Here is a 16,907-nt window from a genome sequence, read left to right as displayed (position 1 = left end):
AAAGCCTGCCCGCAAAAATTACCCGGAGGTGAAGTAGAGCGCCGTCATCGCGATGACGATCGCGATGAACTGTAAGACGATGCGCATCCGCATCAACGCCTGCGACCGGTTCGGCGACCCGCCGCGCATCATGTTCCAGAGGCCCGCCAGCAGGACGAACGCCACTGCGCAGGCGGCGACCACTGTGAGGAAGGTGACGAAGGTAGGCATATCGGTTCTCGCATTTCAGCCTGGCAGGCGGCAGGGCCGCGTCAAATCGCTTCGCCGCGCATGAGGCGGGGCAGCTCGCCCTCGAGCCCGGCGGCCTCGCGCATGAACAGCGACTTGAGCTTGTTCCGCTCTTCGACGACGCCGAGCGCCACGGACCGGGCCGCCCGCAATAGATCCGACTTCCTCGAAAAGATGGCGTTCAGGCCGTCGGTGACCAGTGCCATCTGCACCGTGTCGGCCCGGCGGCGCTTGGAATAGCGCGGCAGGCCCTCCATCGGATCGGCGCCGATCCGCGCCGCATCGATCAGCTCCTCGGCGAGCACCGCGGCGTCGCGCAGGCCGAGGTTCAGCCCCTGGCCGGCGAGCGGGTGGATCACGTGCGCCGCGTCGCCGGCGAGGACGACGCGCCCGGCCACCAGGTCGCGGGCCATCTGCGCCACCAGCGGATAGGCCTGAAGCGGCCCCTCCAGCGTGATGCGGCCGAGGGAGAGGCCGAAGACGCGTTCGATCTCGAGCGCGGCGAGCAGCGGGTCCATCTCGGCGAGACTGGCCGCGAACGCGGGGCGCTCGCTCCACACGATCGACGAGCGGCGACCGGTCAGCGGCAGCATCGCGAACGGACCGGCGGGCAGGAAATGCTGCGTCGCGATCCCGCCGTGGTCCAGCTCGTGGCTGACCGTGCCGGTGACGCCGGACTGGTGGTAGTCCTTGCGCACCACCTCGATCCCCGTGATCTGCCGCATCTTCGAGTTCCGCCCGTCGGCGGCGACGAGGACGTCCGCGGTCACCATGGTGCCGTCGGAGAGCTCCACCGTCACACTGCGCTCGTCCTCCTCGTAGAAGGTGGCGACGGCGGACGTCTCCCGGATGCCGAGCGCGGCGCAGCGCGCCACGAGCGAGCGGTAGAGCGTCTCGTTCGGCACCATGTGCGCGAAGGGATGGCCGTCGGTGTCGCCCTCGAAGGTGAGCACTTCCGGGCGCACCAGATCGCCGTCGGCACTGTCGGTGATCACCATGCCGCGCATCGGCTCCGCGTCGGCGGCCACCGCCGGCCAGACGCCGGTCCGCGCCAGCATCCGCCGCGCCGAGGCGGCGATCGCGCTGGAACGCTCGTCCCGTCCCGGAGCCGGGCCGGCGATGAGGTGCACGGTGAGATGGGACTGGCTCGCCAGCGCCACCGCCAGTGTCCGTCCCACGATGCCACCACCCGCGATCGCGATCGTGCGTCCCATGTCAGTCTCCCGCCTCCAGCCCCCGAAGGAGCGGTCTTTCCGTTCCGGCCGCGCCGTTTGCCGGTCCGCCGGCGTCCCGGACGGCGCCGATGGCGCCATGCGGGAGGGGCGGTGTCCCATGTCCGGCGAGGTCCGACAATAGCGCAACGGTGCAATGCATTGCGCCGCCCCGGTCCTCGTGACAGCTTCCGCTCCCCCAGACCACCGCACCGGACCCGATACGATGCGCGCCGCGATCGAAGAACTCCTGACCCTCCTCGACCTCGAACCGCTGGAGCACAACCTGTTCCGCGGTCGCAGTCCCCAGATCGGGTGGCAGCGCGTGTTCGGCGGTCAGGTGATCGGCCAGTCCCTCGTCGCCGCGAACCGCACGGTGGAGGGGCGCTACTGCCACTCCCTGCACGGCTATTTCATGCGGCCGGGCGACCCGGCCGTGCCGATCATCTACCAGGTCCAGCGGCTGCGCGACGGGCGTTCGTTCACGACGCGCCTCGTCAACGCGATCCAGCACGGCGAGGCGATCTTCACCCTCCTGGCGTCCTACCAGGTCGAGGAGACGGGCTACGAGTACGCCTTCGAGATGCCGGACGTTCCGGGCCCGGACGAGCTCCCCGCCGAGGAGGAGCTGCGCAAGCTCGTCGACGAGCGCGCCCCGGAGGAGATCAAGCGCTACTTCAACCGGCCGCGCCCGATCGAGATGCGCCCGACCGACTTCCGCCACTACCTCACCCACGACAAGCTGCCGCCCGAGCAGTACCTCTGGATCCGCGCGACCGACCAGCTCCCCGACGACGTTCTGATCCACCAGGCCGCCCTCGCCTACATGTCGGACATGACACTGCTCGACACCTCGCTCTTCCCGCACGGCCAGTCGGTGCTGTCGGACGAGGTGATGTCGGCGAGCCTCGACCACGCGATGTGGTTCCACCGGCCCTTCCGCGCCGACGACTGGCTCCTCTACGCGACCGACGCCCCGTCCACCTCCGGCGCGCGGGGCTTCACCCGCGGGTTCTTCTTCACCCGCGACGGGACACTGGTCGCCTCGACGGCGCAGGAAGGGCTCATCCGCCGGCGGACCCGCTAGCGCCGCGCCGCGCCGGATCGTCCGCGCCCTCGGGGATCCGGGCGCCCGGGCCCTGCGGTCGGCGCCGCGTCGCTCGGGCTTCACCAAAAAACAGGGCGGGTCGCCTGTTTTCCGGAGCCAGCCATCGCTGATGAAGCCCTGAGCCGGGACGGAGCGGCGCGCAAGGCACGCTTCGCTCTCCGGCCTTGCACGCCGCTCCGTCCCGGCTCCTGCCGGGCTTCAGCGACGGCTGGCTCCGAAAAACAGGCTGGGGCCTTGCCCGGGGGCGCGAGAGGGGCCGCTGCAAGCGTGAATTCGGGGCGTGCGGGCGGTAGGCTGCTTTGTCGGGACTGCGCGACGAGGGGTCAGGCCTTCGCGCCGCGCTTGCCGGCACCGATCATCGGCGCGGCCGTGGCGTCGAGCGGCCAGCGCGAACGGACCCGCGGGTCCCCCGCCGGAAGGCCCGCCGCAACGCGCTCGATCGCCGTGTAGGCGATCATCGCGCCGTTGTCCCCGCACAGCGACAGGGGCGGGGCGACGAACGGGAGGCCGTCCCTCGCCGCGACCTCGGCGAGCGCGGCGCGCAAGGTGCCGTTCGCGGCGACGCCTCCGACCGCGACGAGGGCGGTCGGGGCGGGGGCGATGGCCCGGAAGGCCTCCAGCGCGCGGGCGGACTTCAGCACCAGGAGGCGGGCGACCGCGTCCTGGAACGAGGCGCAGATGTCGGCGACGTCCCGGTCGGTGAGCGGCGCCGCGGCCTCGGCGGCGAGCCGCACCGCGGTCTTCAGCCCCGCGAACGAGAGGTCGCAACCCTCCCGGCGCGCCAGCGGCGTCGGGAAGGCGTAGCGCTTCGGGTCGCCCTCGCGGGCCGCCGCCTCCACCGCGGGGCCGCCGGGGTAGCCGAGGCCGAGGAGCTTGGCCGTCTTGTCGAACGCCTCGCCCGCCGCGTCGTCGATCGTTCCGCCGAGACGGCGGTAGACCCCGGGCTCCAGCGCCGCCACGAACTGCGCGTGGCCGCCCGACAGGAGCGCCACGCAGTAGGGGAAGGCGACGCCGTCCGACAGGCGCGGCGAGAGAACGTGAGCCTCGAGGTGGTTCACCGGCACGAACGGCCGGTCGGCCGCCGCCGCCAGCGCCCGGCCGAACGTCGCGCCCACCAGCAGGCCGCCGAGGAGGCCCGGGCCGGCGGTCGCCGCGACATGGGTGACGGCGCCGAGATCGACCCCGGCGCCGGCCAGCGCCTCGCGGGTGACGCGGTCGATCGTCTCGCCGTGCGCGCGGGCGGCGATCTCCGGGACGACGCCGCCATAGGCCTGGTGGAGGTCGATCTGGCTGAGGACCACGTTGGACAGGATCCGCGCCTTTCCGGGCCGACCGGCCACGATCGCGACGGCACATTCGTCACAACTCGTCTCAATGCCTATGACGTGGGGTTCCGCCGGCCCGGCCGGTCCCCTATTCTTGGCACACATGTCCACGCTCGAATCCTCTTCGCCCATCCGCATCGGCACCCGCGGGAGCCTCCTCGCGGTCGCACAAGCCGAAATGGTCGCCGCTGCTCTAGCAAGTCTGGGCGAGACGAGCGAGATCGTGGTGATCAAGACCACCGGTGACAAGGTGCTCGACCGTCCCCTGTCGGAGATCGGCGGCAAGGGCCTCTTCACCAAGGAGATCGAGGCCGCCCTCACCGAGGGCCGGATCGACTGCGCCGTCCACTCCGCAAAGGACCTCGAGACCATCCTCCCGGCGGACCTCACGCTCGGCGCGTTCCTGCCGCGCGAGGACGTGCGGGACGTCTTCATCGGTCGCGACGGCATGCGCCTCGCGGACCTCGCGCCGGGGTCGGTCGTCGGCACCGCGTCGCTGCGCCGCCAGGCCCTCGTGAGGCGCGCCCGGCCGGACCTGCGCTGCGAGGTGCTGCGCGGCAACGTGCAGACGCGCCTCAGGAAGCTCGAGGCCGGGGAGTGCGACGGAACGCTCCTCGCGCTCGCCGGGCTCAACCGGCTCGGCATCGCCGAGGTCGCGACGGAGATCCTCGACCCAGCGGTCTTCCTCCCGGCCTGCGCGCAGGGCGCCATCGCCGTGGAGATCCGCCGCAACGACGACCGCATGATCGCCGCCTGCGCCGGGATGGACGACCGGGCGACCGAGCGTACCGTCCAGGCCGAGCGCGGCTTCCTCGCCGCACTCGACGGCTCCTGCCGCACTCCGATCGCGGGGCTCGCGACCATCGTCGGGGAGGACATCGAGCTGACGGGCCTCGTCGCCTCGCCGGACGGGACGCGGGTCGAGGAGATCACCGGCCGCGCCGCCGTCGGGGAGGCGGCGGAGATGGGCTACGACGCCGGGCGGCGCCTCAGGGCGCGGGTCGGCGAAGCCTTCTTCGAGCCGGTGGCGTGACGGGATGGGCGGCGCCATGACCCTGGTCGTCGCCGTCACACGGCCCGAGCCGCAGGCCTCCGGCACTGCAACCCGCCTCGCCGAGCGTGGCTACACGCCGCTGCTCGCTCCGCTCCTCGAGGCCGTGCCCGCCGGGGACCCGGGCGCGGCGGACGGCATCGGCGCGCTGGCGCTGACGAGCCGCACCGCCGCGCTGGTCCTCGCCGCGCATCCGCGCTTCCACGCGATCCCGGTCTATGCGGTCGGCACGGCGACGGCCGGCGAGGCGCGCCGCGCCGGCTTCACCGCGGTCGCCGACGCGGCGGGGACGGTCGACGACCTCTTCGCCCGGCTGCTGGCGGTGCCCGGTCCCGTGGTGCACATGGCGGGGCGCGAGCATACCGGCGACCTCGTCGAGCGGCTCGCGGCCGCCGGACGCACGGCGGAGCGGCGGATCGTCTATGCGATGGAGCCGCGCGCACTCCCGGCGACGGCGGCGGTCGACGGGGTGCTGCTCTATTCGCCCCGCACGGCCCGGCTCTTCGCCGAGCGCGCGATGGCGCCGCCGTGGTCGGCGGCGGCCTGCATCGCGATGTCGCAGAACGTCGCCGAGGCGCTCCCGGGGCGCGCCGCGACCGTCGCTGCGGCGCCGACCGAGGCGGCCATGCTGGAGGCGCTCGCCGCCGCGCTGCCGCTCACCGAGACCCTGCGGGGTGCGCCATGATCCGCCTCCTCGCCATCATCGTCGTCCTCGGCGTCGCGGCCGCCGGCGCAGCCTGGATCACCGACCGGCCCGGCCGGGTCGAGGTCCAGTGGATGGACCACGCCCTCTACCTCTCCGCCGGGGAGGCGCTGGGGCTGCTGGGGGGCGGGTTCGTCGTCCTCTACGTGGTGATCGAGATCGGCCGGATGCTGGTCTCGGCGCCGCGGCGGATGGCGCGCCGCGCCGAGGAACGCCGCACAGGCCGGGCGCTGCAGGCACTCGGCGACGGGTTTCTCGCCGTCGCGGCCGGCGACCTCGCCGCCGCGACCCGCGCCGCGCAGGAGGCCGAGCGTGCCGCGCCCGGCGCGCCGCTCGCCTCGCTCCTCGCCGCGCAGGCGGCGCAGATGCGCGGCGACCGTGCCGGGGCCGAGGCTCGCTTCATGGCGATGGCCCAGCAGCCGGAGACCCTCATCGTCGGGCTTCGGGGGCTCGCGATGGAGGCCGCCCGGGCCGGGGACACCGCCGTCGAGCACGCCCATGCCCGCGCCGCCAACGCCGCCGCGCCGGACATCCCCTGGGCCGCGATCGCGGCGTTCCACGCCGCCACCGCGGAGCGCGACTTCGCCGAGGCCCTGCGCCTCAACGACGAGGCACTGCGCCACAGGCTCGTCGACAGGTCCACCTGGAAGCGGCGCAAGGCCGTGCTCCTGACGGCGCTCGCCGGCCGGGCGGACGGCGACAAGGAGGCGAGGCGCCGCGCCGTGGAGGCGCACGGCCTCGCCAAGGACCTCGTCCCGGCCGCCGTCCTCGCGGCCCGCGTCCTCGCGCCCCAGAACGCGCGCCGCGCCCAGGCGGTGGTCCAGTCCACCTACCGGCTGGCGCCGCATCCGGAGCTATTCGCGGCGGCGCTCGCCATCGGCGACGCGCGAGGGGCGGCGGCGCGCCTGAAGCGGGCCCAGGCCCTCGCCGCGCTCCGGCCCGAGCATATCGAGAGCGCCCTCGGCGTCGCCTCCGCCGCCCTCGCCGCGCGCGAGTTCGGCGAAGCCCGCCGCATGCTGGCGCCGTTCCTGAGCGAGCGCCCGCCTCAGCGGGTGTGCGTCGCGATGGCCGAGATCGAGGCGGCTGACGGCAGCGAGGGCACCGTGCGCGAGTGGCTCGCCCGCGCCGTGCGGGCGCCGCGCGACCCGGCCTGGGTCGCCGACGGCGTCGCCTACGAGGAGTGGGACGCGATCAGCCCGGTGACCGGCACGCTCGACGCCTTCGCCTGGCGCCTTCCGGACGGGGCGGACACGCCCGCCGGCCCGTCGATCGACCTCACGGCGCTGACGCGGGTGCTGCCTCCGGCGCCGGAGCCGGCGGCGATCGCCCCGCCCGCGGAGACGCCGGGCACCGTCCCTGCCGCCGCCGCGCCGCCGCCGCCGGAGCGCGAGAGGCCGGGCGCTGAGAGCCGCGACACGCTCGCCGGCCCCCGCGCCAGCGTTCCCCGGGCGGCCTCCCCATCGCCGTCCTGACGCCGGTCCGGGCTTCCGTCTTTCCCGGCGCGCCTGCCGTATTGCATCCGATCATCAACACCCGAGACCTTATGACCCTCAGCTATCCCCTCGTCGATGTATCCGCGCAGATGGCGTTCGGCGTGAACCGGCTCGACCGCATGAGCGAGCGGCGCGACGACGCCCTGCTCCTCAGCTCCCTCCGCCGCGACCCGCAGGCGCGCGCCTTCCTCTACGCCGGCGCGCAGATCGTGACGAAGGACGGCGGCTTCCTCTTCAGCAAGTCGGAGGCGGAGGCGCTCGGCGCCGACTGGGCGACGACGACCTTCCTCGGCCAGAGCGAGGACGGCCCGCTCTTCGGCGCGTCGATCCCGGAGGCCGACGGGCTGGAGACGAAGAGCCTGCGTAGCGTCGCGCTGGAGGCGGAGCTGCCGCTCGACCTGCTCGGCCCCGCGGCGCAGGCTTCCGCGCTCCTCGTCTGGCACCGCACGCACGAGTTCTGCGGCCGCTGCGGCCACCGCACGACCCTTGGCGAGGCCGGCTACCGGCGCGAATGCCCCAACTGCGGCGCGCAGCATTTCCCCCGCACCGACCCGGTCGTCATCATGCTGGCGATCGACGGGGAGCGCTGCGTCCTCGGCCGCCGCGCCAACATGTCGTTCTATTCGAGCCTCGCCGGCTTCATGGAGCCGGGCGAGACGATCGAGGCGGCCGTCCGGCGCGAGATCTGGGAGGAGGCGGGCGTCGCCACGGGGCGCGTCGTCTACCACGCGAGCCAGCCCTGGCCCTTCCCTGCCAACCTGATGATCGGCTGCTTCGCCGAGGCGACGTCGTTCGAGATCGACCCGCGCGACAAGGAGCTCGAGGACGTGCGCTGGTTCGACCGGAAGGACCTCCCTTCCATGCTGGAGGGGCGCAACCCGCCGCTCGCGGTGCCGGGCGCCTATTCGATCGCCCACTATCTCATCAAGACCTACGCCGAGCGCGGCTCCGAGGTGCTCGTGAACGGACGCTGAGGGCGGGGAGGCGGGGCCTCGCGGCCCCGACCCTGGTCCCTATTCGCCCGGGGCGACGGCCTTGCCGGGGCGCAGCGAGCGGTTCTCCGCCGGCTCGCGGATCGACTCCCGGAACGGCGACGCGGCGTAGGTGCCGAGGATGCGCACGTTGGCGGAGAAGAACTCCAGCTCCTCGAGCGCCAGCGCGACCGGCTCGTCCTCGGGGTGTCCCTCGATGTCGGCGTAGAACATCGACACGAAGAACTGCCCGCCGGTCTGGTAGCTCTCCAGCTTGACCATGTTGACGCTGTTCGTCGCGAAGCCGCCGAGCGCCTTGTAGAGCGCGGCGGGCACGTTGCGTACGCGGAACAGGAACGAGGTCATCACCGGACCGTCGCGGCGGGCCGGCTCCGGCTCGGCCGACATCACGACGAAGCGGGTGGTGTTGTGCGCCTCGTCCTCGACGTCGCTGTGAACAATGTCGAGGCCGTAGATCTCGGCGGCGAGGCGGGAGGCGATGGCGGCGGCGGTCGGGTCCTTGTCTGCGGCGACCTGACGCGCCGAACCGGCCGTGTCGGCCGCCACCACGGGCGTGAGGCCGAGACGGCGCAGGGTGCTGCGGCACTGGCCGAGCGCCTGGACGTGGCTGTACACCCGGTTGACCTTCGCCATGTCGGCCCCCGGCAGCACCATCAGCTGGTGCCGGATCGGCAGAAAGTACTCGCCGACGAAATGCACCTTCGAGTCCGGCAGGAGGGAGTGGATGTCGGCGACGCGTCCCGCGGTCGAGTTCTCGATCGGGATCATGGCGTAGCGGGCGGCTCCGCTCTCGACGGCGGCGAAGCAGTCCTCGAAGGTCGGCATCGCCACCGCCTCCATCTGCGGAAACATATCGCGGGCCGCGATGTGCGAGTTGGCGCCAGGTTCTCCCTGGTAGACGACAGTGTTTGTCTCGGTCATCGGTGGTGGGCCAGTGCGGCTTTGGGCATTGAAACGCCGGTGCAGATCCGCGGCCCCTCAACGCGTTGCGTCCAGGCGGCCCGAAGCCTGCATCCGACCGTCGCTCGATTGCCGACGATCGGACCCAGGTCAAGGCGGAAGTCCGTTTTCAGTCTGACATTCGGCCTCGGTAAAGGTACCTTTGAGCGAATCCAACGAGGGTTCGATGAACCAACGGCGTCGAATTGTTGCGGAACGGTTACTATGCTCGGCGCCGATTGCAATTCAAGGCTGCCGTCGGGAAGGCGTTTTGTGCTCGATACGGCTCGCCTGATGCGTGAGGTATCCTGTTTTCATTGGTCGGAATGCCCGAATTTGCGGCATTTCGGTCGCGATCCCCGCAGCAACCTATGCGGGAACCCCTTCGATTTGATACAGCGTGCGGGTCGCTCTATAGCTGGCGCGACTTCGACCGATTCTACATACCGTCGTGGCGGGGCGTCACGAACGGTCTGAGAGCGCACGAAGCGGGGAAACGGCATGATGAGTAGGCGGCGAACGAGCAAAGGTCTGGAACGCGAATGAACTCTTTCGAACTGAACAAATACATCGGCGCTTTGCTCGCCGCGCTGGTGTTCATCATGGGCCTCAGCGTGCTGTCCGAAATCATCTTCGACGAAGAGGCGCCGGAAAAGCCCGGCTACGAGATCGCCATCGAAGAGAGCAGCGGTGCAGGCGAAGCCAAGGAGGAGGTGCCGCTCGCGGTGCTCCTCGCCAGCGCGGATGTGGACGCCGGCGCCAAGGTCGCCCGCCAGTGCCAGTCCTGCCACACGTTCGACGACGGCGGTGCCAACGGCATCGGCCCGAACCTGCACGGCGTCGTGGGCCGCGTGATCGCCTCGCACGAGGGCTTCAGCTACTCCGGCGCGCTGAAGGAATACGGCGCAGGCGAGCCGTGGACCTACGAGAAGCTGGACCACTTCATCGCCGGCCCGCGTGACGCCGTCCCGGGCACGATCATGAGCTTCGCGGGCCTGCGCAAGCCGGAAGACCGGGCCAACGTCCTGGCGTACCTGAAGTCGCAGTCGCCGGACGCGCCGGACTTCCCCGCGCCGCCCGCCGAGGAGGCTTCCGCCGAGGGCGGCGATGCCGCCGCCGCGCCTGCCGAGGGTGGCGAAGCGGCCCCGGCCGAGGGCGGTGATGCCGCCGCCGCACCCGCCGAGGGCGGCGAAGCGGCTCCGGCCGAGGGCGGTGATGCCGCCGCCGCGCCGGCCGAGGGTGGCGAAGCGGCCCCGGCCGGGGAGAGCGCCGCTCCCGCCGAGGAGCCGGCTGCGACCGAGACCTCCGGGGAGGCTCCGGCCGCCGCGGCGCCGGCGCAGAGCGAAGCCGCTCCGGCCGAGGGCGAGACGCCCGCAGCCGAGGCGCCGTCCGAGAGCGCGCCGGCCGAGACCGAGACCCCGGCCGCGACCGAGGAGCCTGCGCCAGCCGAGCAGCCCGCGCAGACCGAGGAGCCGGCCGGCGACGAGAAGCGCACCGACAACAGCGCGACCGAGCCGGCGACGACCGACACCGCCGCGGCCGAGACCGCGGCGCCGGCCCCCGCCGAGGAGAAGCAGACGGCCTCCCTCGCCACCGAGGCGGCTCCGGCCGCTGAGGCGGCTCCGGCCACCACCGAGGCGGCGCCCGCCGCCGAGGAGTCGCACGTGACGGTGACCGACGCCGAGCCCGCTCGCGTCGAGATCGTCAACCCGAGCCGCGCCGCCCAGTAAGCGGCGGTTGCCGGCGAGGCATCCCTCGCCGGCCCACCTCGGATCCCCGCGCCCCAGCCGACGGTGCGCGGTCCCCGTCGGCGCCGCGCGGCGGTCCGCGACGGGCCTTGCCGCGCCACGCCAGCACCGGGCGGATCGATCGATGCGCTCGCCGGCCCGTGAGCCGGCGCTTCGCCGATGTCGTCGCAGGGGGCGGCCGGGCCCGATCGACTGGTCGCTTCGATCAGGGCGGCGGCGCGGGGCGCGTTACTCGATCGTCCGCGTCCTGGCGTTGCGCGCCTCGATGCGGCGGCGACGGAACTGGCGGATCTGCCGGACCGGCGCGCGGCGCATCAGGCTGTACACGATCCGCCGGATGCCGACGGGACGGATCGGGTCCGCAGCGTCCGACTCCGCGAAGAGTTCCTCCGCCAGCGTCAGCTCGCGCGCCCGCAGCGGCACCAGATGCTTGCGGTCGGGCCGGTTCAGCTCGTCGATCGCGCCCATCAGCGAGCCGCCGGAGCGTTCCAGCGCGTCCGCCACCTCGGCCGGGCTGCAGCCGAGATGCTCCGCCAGAAGCCCGTCGCGCACCCGCACCACCGAGGCGCGTCGTTCGGGGTGATGCTCGGCGTCGATCACGAGGTCGCACTCCGAGTCGTAGCCCATCGACCGGTTGTTGATGTTGGCCGAGCCGACCTTCAGCGCCCGGTCGTCCGCGAACATGATCTTGGCGTGGACGTAGATGGGCGTCCCGGACGCGTTCACGGGGTAGTAGATGCGGAAGCGGTTGTGGATGTCCGCCTCGCGCAGCATGCGGATCATGCGGACCCGCGCCGTGTCCATCGCCTTCGCCTCGAGCCAGCCGTCGGCGGTGTCCGGGTTGATGACGACGATCTCCGGGCCGTCGGGCTCGGCGAGGCGTTCCATCAGCACCTCGCAGATCCGCCGCGACGCGAGGTATTGGCTCTCGATGTAGAGGAAGCGCTCGGCCGAGCGGATGACCGCGTAGGTGGCGCCGAGGATCTCGTTGACGTGCTCGCGCTCCTCGTAGCGCGGCAGCGTGCGGGCGATGCCGAGCGGCACGCCCTCGAAGTCCGCCACGAGGCCGTCCGGCCAGTGCGGCTCGCCCTCCGGCACCGGGTCGAGCTCCTCGCCGGTCGCCCAGTACCAGCGCAGCGCCGCCAGCCGGGCGAGGCCGCGCGCGGCGTCGCCGGTCACGCAGGTGGTGACGTCGTGCCACGGCGGCATCGGCTTGCCGCGCGGCGAGCGGCGGCCGGGGCGGCGCTCCTCGTGGGTGCGGGTGTCCCAGCGGCCCATCGTCATGTCGATCCCGCCGCAGAAGGCGAGCGCGTCGTCGACGATGAGGATCTTCATGTGGTGCGCCGAGGTCGTCGGGTGGGCGCTGTCGAGGCGGAAGTCGATCCCCTTGGGCATCAGCCAGTGGAGGATGAAGGCCGGGGTCTCGCCGCGGCCGAGGGACCGCAGCACGCCGATGTCCCACTTGAGGATCCGCACGTCGAGGTCGGGGCGCGACTGGGCGAGCCACTCCATGAACCGGCCGACCCGGTTGGGACCCTCGAGGGTCACCTCCTCCGGCTCCAGCTTGATGCGCGCGTCGAAGTCCCAGCCGATCAGGAAGACGCGGTGGCGGGCCTTCAGCATCGCCTGCTTGGCGAAGCGGTAGTAGTCGGCGGCGTCGACGATGACGGAGAAGCGCTCCGCCTCTTCGACCGCCCAGCAGGTTTCATCGGGGATGAGGATCGGATCGGTCATCGTGGTCGGCTATACATGCCGGCCATAGGATAGGGCCGGGCGCGGGCGAGGGAATGCCCGGCCGGTGGGAGGCTGGACTGCCGTGGCCGCGTGGAACCCTCCGCGGCTGCGGGCGGCGGCTGCGCCTCGTGCGCCGGAACGCGCGCCGTCCGGTCAGGCCCGCGAGGTTTCGGCGAGCAGGGGGCTGTTGATCGACGTCAGGTCGTCCAGGAAGCGCCGTGACCACGCCGAGGCGGTGTTGGTGGTCACTTTTTCGTTGAGGGCGTTCCAGCGGTCGATCCGCTCGTCCCGCGTCATCTGGATCGCCTGCCGGAGACCCTCCGCCAGCTCGTCGATGGAGTACGGGTTGACGATGATCGCCTCGCGCATCTCCTCCGCCGCGCCGGCGAAGCGGGAGAGGACAAGGACGCCGGGATCGCTCGGGTCCTGCGCCGCCACGTACTCCTTGGCGACGAGGTTCATCCCGTCGCGCAGCGGCGTCACCAGACCGACCGCCGAGGCGCGGTAGATGCCGGCGAGGGAACGGCGGGGGAAGGAGCGGCTGATAAGGTGGATCGGCGTCCAGTCGAGGTCGGAGAAGCGACCGTTGATACGGCCCGACAGTCCCTCGAGCTGGCGCTGGATCTCCAGATAGGCGCGCACCTCCGAGCGGGAGGGCGGCGCGATCTGCAGCATCGTCACCTCGCCCTTGTGCTCGGGATACATCTCGAGGAGGCGCTCGAACGCCTCGAAGCGCTCCGGCAGTCCCTTCGAGTAGTCGATCCGGTCGACGCCGACGATCTGCTTCTGCGTGTCGAGCTCGCGTCGCATCAGCGAGTAGTTGTCCGCGCCCTCGGTGCTCTGGTGGAAGTTGGAGAAGGCGTTGGCGTCGATGCCGATGGGGTAGGCATCGGCCATCACGGTGCGGCCGAAGACGGAGATCGAGTGGTCGTCGTTGCGGGTGCCGTCGGCCTCCTCGAACAGGTAGCGCTCGAACGCGTGGAGGTGGCCGGAGGTCTGGAAGCCGAGGAGGTCGTAGTTCGACATCGCCTCGGCGAGGCGGCGGTGGTTGGGAAGCGCGGTCAGCACCTCCGGCACCGGGAAGGGGATGTGCAGGAAGAAGCCGATGGGGTTGGTGATCCCGGCGTTGCGCAGCTCCTCGCCCAGGAAGAAGAAGTGGTAGTCGTGAACCCAGACGATGTCGTCGGGCCGCAGCAGCGGGACGAGGCGCTGGGCGAAGCGCTCGTTGACGCGGCGGTAACCCTGCTCGAGGCGCTTGTCGAAGTCGGTCAGGTCGAGGCGGTAGTGGAGCGTCGGCCAGAGGGCGCGGTTGGCGAACCCGGCATAGAATTCGTCGTAGTCGGCCTGCGTGACGTCGATGGTGGCGGTCGAGACGTTGCCTTCCTCGTGAAGGCGCAACGGACCGTAGGTGCCTTCCTCGGAGATCTGGCCGGACCAGCCGAACCAGAGGCCGCCGCGTTCACGCAGCACGTCGACCAGAGCCACGGCCAGCCCGCCCGCGCGTCCCGTGTCGGAAAGCGGTCCAACTCTGTTGGACACGACGACGATGCGGGACATGGGTTCTGGCCTTTCGGTCGGTCTTCAACGGGGGCCGAGTAGAACACTTTTCGCGGTCCCTAGGGAAGGTCCGCGACGCGGCGGGCAGCCCAAATGTTCATCGGATGGCGCGCGATTGCGCATCTTGCGGTTGTGCCCAGACACCGCGCAACGATGGCGTCACCGGGCGGAAATCGGCCCGGGAGGCGCCGGATCGGTGGCGTTTTGGGGCCGTCCCGCGGCCCCGGGGCGGGGCGCGATGAGCGCTGGCTGCGGCGCGCGACGATGGGGCGCGCCCCTCTCGCGGGGCGCTCCCGGTTCGTCGTCCGCCGGTCGCCGGATCAGACCACCTTGTCCCACCGACGGGAAAGGCGGACGGCGCCGTTGATGATGCCGACCATCGAATAGGTCTGCGGGAAATTGCCCCAAAGCTCGTTGCTGTTGGGGTCGACGTCCTCCGACAGGAGGCCGAGGTGGTTGCGGCAGTCGAGCATCGTCTCGTAGATCTCGCGTGCCTCCTCGCGCCGCTCCATGCGGCCGAGCGCGTCGATGTACCAGAAGGTGCAGACGTTGAACGCCGTCTCCGGCCGGCCGAAGTCGTCCGCCGCGTGGTAGCGGAAGAGGTGGTTGCCGCGCCGCAGCTTCTCGCCGATGCGGTCGACCGTCGACACGAACCGCGGGTCGAGCGGGTCGATGAAATTCACCTCGGTCATCAGCAGGAGCGAGGCGTCGAGGTCCTCGCCGCCGAAGGACTCCACGAAGGCGCCCACCTTCTCGTTCCACGCCTCGTCGCAGATCTTCTTGTGCACCTCGTCGGCGCGCGAGCGCCAGTGCTTCGGCGAGACGCCGAGCTGGTTGGCGATCTTGGCGAGGCGGTCGAGCGCGGCCCAGCACATCAGCGACGACGAGGTGTGGACGCGGGCGCGGGTGCGCAGCTCCCAGATGCCGGCGTCCGGCTCGTTGTGGAGCATGTAGGCACGGTCGCCGATCACCTCGAGATGGCGGAAGTCCTCCATCGTGCCCTGACGCATCAGGCGCTTGTCGAAGAAGGCCTGCGCGGCGGCCAGCACGATGTTGCCGTAGACGTCGTGCTGATAGTGCTCGTAGGCTTGGTTGCCGACGCGCACCGGGCCCATGTCGCGGTAGCCGGGAAGCTCCTCGAACCGCTCGACCAGCGCCTGCTCGAGGCCGATGCCGAACACCGGCTGGATGTGGTCGCCCTTGGTGAGCGCGATCACGTCGCGGATCCAGGCGAGATAGTTCTCCAGCGTCTGCATGTCGGAGAGCGCGTTGAGGGCGCGCACGACAAAGAAGGCGTCCCGCAGCCAGCAGTAGCGGTAGTCCCAGTTGCGCTGCGAGCCGGAATGCTCCGGGATCGAGGTGGTGGCGGCGGCGACGATGGCGCCGGTCTCCTCGAACGTGCAGAGCTTCAGCGTGATGGCGGCGCGGATCACCGCCTCCTGCCACTCGAGCGGCAGGGCGAGGCGCAGCGTCCAGTTCTTCCAGTAGGACGCGGTCTGCTCCTGGAACTCGCGGCCGATGGACGAGGGGCTCGCCGTCAGCGACTCGTCCGGGCCGAGGAAGAGGGTGAGCTCGCGCTCGAGGACGAAGAAGGTCTCGTCGCGGATGTAGGTGATCGGTGCGTCGGTGGTGAGGCGCATGGCGATGCCCTCGCCGACGAACCGCACGTGGTTGGAGCCGGACGTGATCTGCGGCCGCTCCTTGCCCCAGTGGAAGCGGGGCCGCAGCACGATCTTGACCCGCGGCCGGCCGCTGACCGGGCGCATGCGTCGGACGATCTGCGCCGGGCGGAACGTGCGCCCGCGCGAGGCGAAGCGGGGGCAGAAGTCGTCGATCTCGACCGTCGAGCCGTCCGTCGCGATGAGCTGGGTGCGCAGGATCGCGGTGTTCTCGATGTACCACTGCTTGGAGTGGCTGTAGTCCTCGATGTGGATCGAGTACTGGCCGTCACCGGGCCTGCCGTTGGTGCCGAGCAGCGAGTGGAAGACCGGGTCGCCGTCGGGTCGCGGCAGGCACCACCAGACGATGTTGGCCTCGTCGTCGACCAGCGCCTGCACGGAGCAGTTGCCGATCATCCCCAGCGCCAGCGTGCTCACGCAGGCACTCCGGCGAGCTGGGCGAGCCAGGCGTGGACGGCCTCCACGTCGGGGAGGCGGTAAGGGGCGTCGGTCTTGCCGTCGCCGACCTTGATGCCGAATCCGCCGCCCGCGTTGGCGGCACGAATACCGTCTTCGTCCGTCACATCGTCTCCAATGAAAATCGGCGTGCGGCCCTGGAACGGCGGCCGCTGCATGAACGAGTTGACCGCCGCGCCCTTGTCGAACCCGCGGCGCTTGGCCTCGACGACCATTTTTCCGCAGATGAGGTGCAGCGTGTCGAGATCGGCGATGGCCTCCTCCATGGCTCGGATGACGTCCCGCTCGCGCGCGGGATTGGCGCGGTAGTGCACTGCAAGTCCCGCGCCCTTGTCCTCCATGGAGACGCCGTCGCCCAGGAACGGGAACGCGGCGATGCGCGTTCGCAGCCGGTCCATCTCGGGCGGGGCGGGCTGATAGTGGATCTCGTCGCCGGGGGCGGCGCGGTGTTCCAGTCCATGCATGCCGGCGGCGGCGATGGGGATGCCGAGGAAGCCGTCGATGTCCTCGATCCTGCGGCCGGAGACGACGGCGACCGCGCCGGAGGTGCGCGTCACGCAGCGTTCGATGAGGAAGTGGAGGGTCGGCGCAACCACGACTCCGTCGGGACGATCGGCGATCTCGACGAGCGTTCCGTCGAAGTCGAGGAACAGCGCCGGACGTTCCGGCACGGGTGGGGTCAT

General features: G+C 71.4%; 13 protein-coding genes and 1 pseudogene. 6 read left to right on the top strand and 8 right to left on the bottom strand.

Annotation, left to right across the window (positions count from 1 at the left end):
- Nucleotides 1–18: 18 nt before the first annotated feature.
- Together DLJ53_RS00950 and DLJ53_RS00945 are read right to left on the bottom strand one after the other, a co-directional pair.
- Entirely contained in the window at nt 19–210 is a 192-nt protein-coding gene (locus tag DLJ53_RS00950) for a twin transmembrane helix small protein (RefSeq protein ID WP_111341550.1), read from the bottom strand.
- Between the two features lie 41 nt (nt 211–251).
- Nucleotides 252–1,442 (bottom strand): FAD-dependent monooxygenase, encoded by a 1,191-nt coding sequence (locus DLJ53_RS00945; RefSeq protein WP_111341548.1) that lies wholly within the window; start codon nt 1,440–1,442, stop codon nt 252–254.
- A 223-nt stretch (nt 1,443–1,665) separates the two neighbouring features.
- Here DLJ53_RS00945 and tesB point away from each other — a divergent pair, with 223 nt between their 5' ends.
- Nucleotides 1,666–2,526, top strand: a complete 861-nt coding sequence (gene tesB / locus DLJ53_RS00940; RefSeq protein WP_111341546.1) for an acyl-CoA thioesterase II — start codon at nt 1,666–1,668, stop codon at nt 2,524–2,526.
- 344 nt (nt 2,527–2,870) lie between these two features.
- On the opposite strand, the gene tsaD is transcribed toward tesB, so the two are convergent.
- Nucleotides 2,871–3,977, bottom strand: coding sequence for a tRNA (adenosine(37)-N6)-threonylcarbamoyltransferase complex transferase subunit TsaD (gene tsaD / locus DLJ53_RS00935; RefSeq protein ID WP_111341544.1), 1,107 nt, complete (start codon nt 3,975–3,977; stop codon nt 2,871–2,873).
- Between tsaD and hemC the strand changes: the two genes are divergently transcribed.
- The 4 genes from hemC (at nt 3,976) to nudC (ending at nt 8,093) form a co-directional block, all read left to right on the top strand.
- Entirely contained in the window at nt 3,976–4,905 is a 930-nt protein-coding gene (gene hemC, locus DLJ53_RS00930; protein ID WP_111341542.1) for a hydroxymethylbilane synthase, read from the top strand. The genes tsaD and hemC overlap by 2 nt on opposite strands.
- A 16-nt stretch (nt 4,906–4,921) precedes the next feature.
- On the top strand, nt 4,922–5,608 hold the full coding sequence (locus tag DLJ53_RS00925; protein ID WP_162408751.1) for a uroporphyrinogen-III synthase: 687 nt from the start codon (nt 4,922–4,924) through the stop codon (nt 5,606–5,608).
- On the top strand, nt 5,605–7,098 hold the full coding sequence (locus DLJ53_RS00920; RefSeq protein WP_111341538.1) for a heme biosynthesis HemY N-terminal domain-containing protein: 1,494 nt from the start codon (nt 5,605–5,607) through the stop codon (nt 7,096–7,098). The genes DLJ53_RS00925 and DLJ53_RS00920 overlap by 4 nt, the downstream gene beginning before the upstream one ends.
- A gap of 71 nt (nt 7,099–7,169) precedes the next feature.
- The gene (nudC, locus tag DLJ53_RS00915) at nt 7,170–8,093 is read left to right on the top strand and encodes an NAD(+) diphosphatase (RefSeq protein WP_111341536.1); all 924 of its coding nucleotides are present in this window, start codon (nt 7,170–7,172) and stop codon (nt 8,091–8,093) included.
- 39 nt (nt 8,094–8,132) lie between these two features.
- Here nudC and DLJ53_RS00910 read toward each other — a convergent pair whose 3' ends face one another.
- Nucleotides 8,133–9,032 (bottom strand): prephenate dehydratase, encoded by a 900-nt coding sequence (locus DLJ53_RS00910; protein ID WP_111341534.1) that lies wholly within the window; start codon nt 9,030–9,032, stop codon nt 8,133–8,135.
- 560 nt (nt 9,033–9,592) lie between these two features.
- Here DLJ53_RS00910 and DLJ53_RS36750 point away from each other — a divergent pair.
- A pseudogene (locus DLJ53_RS36750) lies at nt 9,593–10,345 on the top strand (c-type cytochrome); the annotation flags it as partial.
- Between the two features lie 681 nt (nt 10,346–11,026).
- Here DLJ53_RS36750 and DLJ53_RS00900 read toward each other — a convergent pair.
- The 4 genes from DLJ53_RS00900 to otsB form a co-directional block, all read right to left on the bottom strand.
- Complete coding sequence (locus DLJ53_RS00900) at nt 11,027–12,532, bottom strand: phospholipase D-like domain-containing protein (RefSeq protein WP_111341532.1); 1,506 nt, start codon at nt 12,530–12,532, stop codon at nt 11,027–11,029.
- A gap of 153 nt (nt 12,533–12,685) precedes the next feature.
- Nucleotides 12,686–14,089 (bottom strand): alpha,alpha-trehalose-phosphate synthase (UDP-forming), encoded by a 1,404-nt coding sequence (locus tag DLJ53_RS00895; RefSeq protein WP_111341530.1) that lies wholly within the window; start codon nt 14,087–14,089, stop codon nt 12,686–12,688.
- Nucleotides 14,090–14,409: 320 nt separating this feature from the next.
- Nucleotides 14,410–16,185 carry a glycoside hydrolase family 15 protein gene (locus DLJ53_RS00890; RefSeq protein WP_211100528.1) on the bottom strand — a complete coding sequence of 592 codons (1,776 nt, stop codon included), beginning with the start codon at nt 16,183–16,185 and terminating at the stop codon, nt 14,410–14,412.
- Nucleotides 16,182–16,907: a trehalose-phosphatase gene (gene otsB / locus DLJ53_RS00885; protein ID WP_111343922.1), complete on the bottom strand. Its 726-nt coding sequence runs from the start codon at nt 16,905–16,907 to the stop codon at nt 16,182–16,184. The genes DLJ53_RS00890 and otsB overlap by 4 nt, the downstream gene beginning before the upstream one ends.

This window comes from Acuticoccus sediminis (assembly GCF_003258595.1).
In the GTDB taxonomy this organism is placed as follows: Bacteria; Pseudomonadota; Alphaproteobacteria; order Rhizobiales; family Amorphaceae; genus Acuticoccus; species Acuticoccus sediminis.
This window is presented reverse-complemented; position numbering and strand designations above follow the sequence as displayed.

Bases quoted from the DNA above. Each gene is read 5' to 3' on its own strand.
- DLJ53_RS00950 (WP_111341550.1), bottom strand. From the start codon at position 210: ATGCCTACCTTCGTCACCTTCCTCACAGTGGTCGCCGCCTGCGCAGTG.
- DLJ53_RS00945 (WP_111341548.1), bottom strand. From the start codon at position 1,442: ATGGGACGCACGATCGCGATCGCGGGTGGTGGCATCGTGGGACGGACA.
- tesB (WP_111341546.1), top strand. From the start codon at position 1,666: ATGCGCGCCGCGATCGAAGAACTCCTGACCCTCCTCGACCTCGAACCG.
- hemC (WP_111341542.1), top strand. From the start codon at position 3,976: ATGTCCACGCTCGAATCCTCTTCGCCCATCCGCATCGGCACCCGCGGG.
- tsaD (WP_111341544.1), bottom strand. From the start codon at position 3,977: ATGTGTGCCAAGAATAGGGGACCGGCCGGGCCGGCGGAACCCCACGTC.
- DLJ53_RS00925 (WP_162408751.1), top strand. From the start codon at position 4,922: ATGACCCTGGTCGTCGCCGTCACACGGCCCGAGCCGCAGGCCTCCGGC.
- DLJ53_RS00920 (WP_111341538.1), top strand. From the start codon at position 5,605: ATGATCCGCCTCCTCGCCATCATCGTCGTCCTCGGCGTCGCGGCCGCC.
- nudC (WP_111341536.1), top strand. From the start codon at position 7,170: ATGACCCTCAGCTATCCCCTCGTCGATGTATCCGCGCAGATGGCGTTC.
- DLJ53_RS00910 (WP_111341534.1), bottom strand. From the start codon at position 9,032: ATGACCGAGACAAACACTGTCGTCTACCAGGGAGAACCTGGCGCCAAC.
- DLJ53_RS00900 (WP_111341532.1), bottom strand. From the start codon at position 12,532: ATGACCGATCCGATCCTCATCCCCGATGAAACCTGCTGGGCGGTCGAA.
- DLJ53_RS00895 (WP_111341530.1), bottom strand. From the start codon at position 14,089: ATGTCCCGCATCGTCGTCGTGTCCAACAGAGTTGGACCGCTTTCCGAC.
- otsB (WP_111343922.1), bottom strand. From the start codon at position 16,907: ATGACCCCACCCGTGCCGGAACGTCCGGCGCTGTTCCTCGACTTCGAC.